This is a genomic window from Flavitalea flava, assembly GCF_054461575.1.
This window is the reverse complement of record NZ_JBTLQH010000114.1, coordinates 1-1926: the sequence shown is the minus strand read 5'-3', so window position 1 is coordinate 1926 and position 1926 is coordinate 1. Positions and strand designations below refer to the sequence as shown.

The 1926-nt window shown below is 50.1% G+C and carries 1 protein-coding gene; it reads left to right on the top strand.

Going from position 1 to position 1926, the window contains the following annotated elements; genetic code table 11:
* Positions 1-468 precede the first annotated feature (468 nt).
* Complete coding sequence (ltrA, locus tag ACX0G9_RS31600) at positions 469-1845, top strand: group II intron reverse transcriptase/maturase (protein ID WP_459068991.1); 1377 nt, start codon at positions 469-471, stop codon at positions 1843-1845.
* The last annotated feature ends 81 nt before the right edge of the window (positions 1846-1926 follow it).

Genomic DNA, 1926 nt, shown 5'->3' with positions numbered 1-1926 from the left:
TTTTGTGCGCCAGGCATGTTCATTAGCTCTAAGGTGGAAGTCCTGAACGAGCGAGGTAGTACGAATCGTTAGCCAAAGGCAAGGGTGTCCACCGCGAGGTGGAATCTGAAGGAAGCCGGCGGCAAACTCCCGACCTTACGAACAGAAACTGCTTATAAGGCCGACACAGCGAGGCGATGCTGCAAAAGAAGCAAAAGCCCTAAACTATCCGGAAGCTGTGGAAGTAAAAGCAGAAGGTACATGGGAGGAAAGCGAATGAACTTACCCTGGGAGGTCTGCGAGCGAATCTTCGCTCAACGCAGAAGTCAGCCGAGGCCATAGTAGGACCGAAACGAGCCATCTCCCGAAGTAAAGGGTAAAGATGGAAGTCTCACAGCCAAACCGAAGGGCCGAATGTTAGAATGGCGAAGAAATTAGACAGTCTGTAGGGAAGCGGAGACAACCGAACCCCATAAGAGAACTTTTGGATTGAGCCGGAAGCCGGAAGCGGAAGGTCATACAAAAGGAGTTGAGCGGAGCTGCACGACCAATAAGGACAACGCCCGGTGTAAACCATTTTTTTTTAGTAGTATGCTGGAAGAAATACTTGATTACCGGAACATCACCAAGGCCTTGAAGCAGGTAATAAGCAACAAGGGTGCCGGAGGTGTGGACGGGATGCAGACCGACAAATTCCGGGACTGGTTAGAAGCCAACTGGACAAGCTGGAAGCAAAGTATTTTAGAAGGCAGTTACCGTCCTGACCCGGTGCGGAAGGTAGAAATACCCAAGGCACAGGGCGGGACGAGGATGTTAGGAATTCCCACGGTGAAGGACAGGCTATTAGGACAGGCGATCCAGCAATGGCTAAGCCCGCAGTATGAGCCAGGGTTTTCGGAAAACAGTTATGGGTTCAGAGAAGGCCGGAATGCACATCAGGCAGTAGGGCAAGCGAAAAAGTATCTGGATGAGGGGAAAGTATGGATAGTAGAGCTGGATCTAGATAAATTTTTCGACCGGGTGAATCATGACAAACTGATGGGACTACTGGCCAAACGGATAGCCGACAAGGGAACACTAAAACTAATCCGGAGCTACCTGAACAGCGGGATCATGGAGGGAGGCCTGGTAAGCCCCCGGACAGAAGGGACCCCTCAGGGAAGTCCTCTCAGCCCGTTGATGTCAAACATCCTATTGGACGAACTGGACAAGGAACTGGAAGCCAGAGGCCACAGCTTTGTGCGATACGCAGACGATCTGAGCGTCTATGTAAAGAGTGAGAAATCCGCCCAGCGGGTATTGGAGAGTATCACCGAATACATAGAAAAGAAGCTGAAACTAAAGGTAAACCGGGAAAAGACGCAAGTCAGTCAGCCAGAAAAGAGCACCCTGCTGGGCTTTTCATTTTATCGGAGCAAAGACAAATGGGAAATAAAGATAGCTCCCAAATCGCTGCGACGGATAAAGGAGAAAATAAAGGCGAAAACGAAACGTAACGACCCCTCCAATGCCAAGGAGAAGATAAAGAAACTGGAGGCTATGATAGAAGGCTGGGTAAATTACTTCCGGATCGCCCGGGTCGGCAGGACCATGCAAATGTTGGATAAACTGACGAGGACCAGGATACGGATGGGGATATGGAAGCAATGGAAAACCTCCAAAACGCGGGTGAAGAACCTGACAAAATTAGGGGTAAGCAAAAGTCAATCCCATCTGTGGGGGAACAGCAGCTTGAGTTATTGCCGGATAGCGCACAGCAAGATAATGTGTGTAACGGTCAATAACGAGCGTCTCCAAAGACTAGGCTATGTGGGGTTCTATAACTACTATTACTGGAAAACGGGACACCAGGGGAAACTATTCTAACAAACCGCCGTGTACGGGCCCGTACGCACGTGTGGTGTGAGGGGACAGGTAGTCAGCTAATGGCTACCTTCCCACTCGATT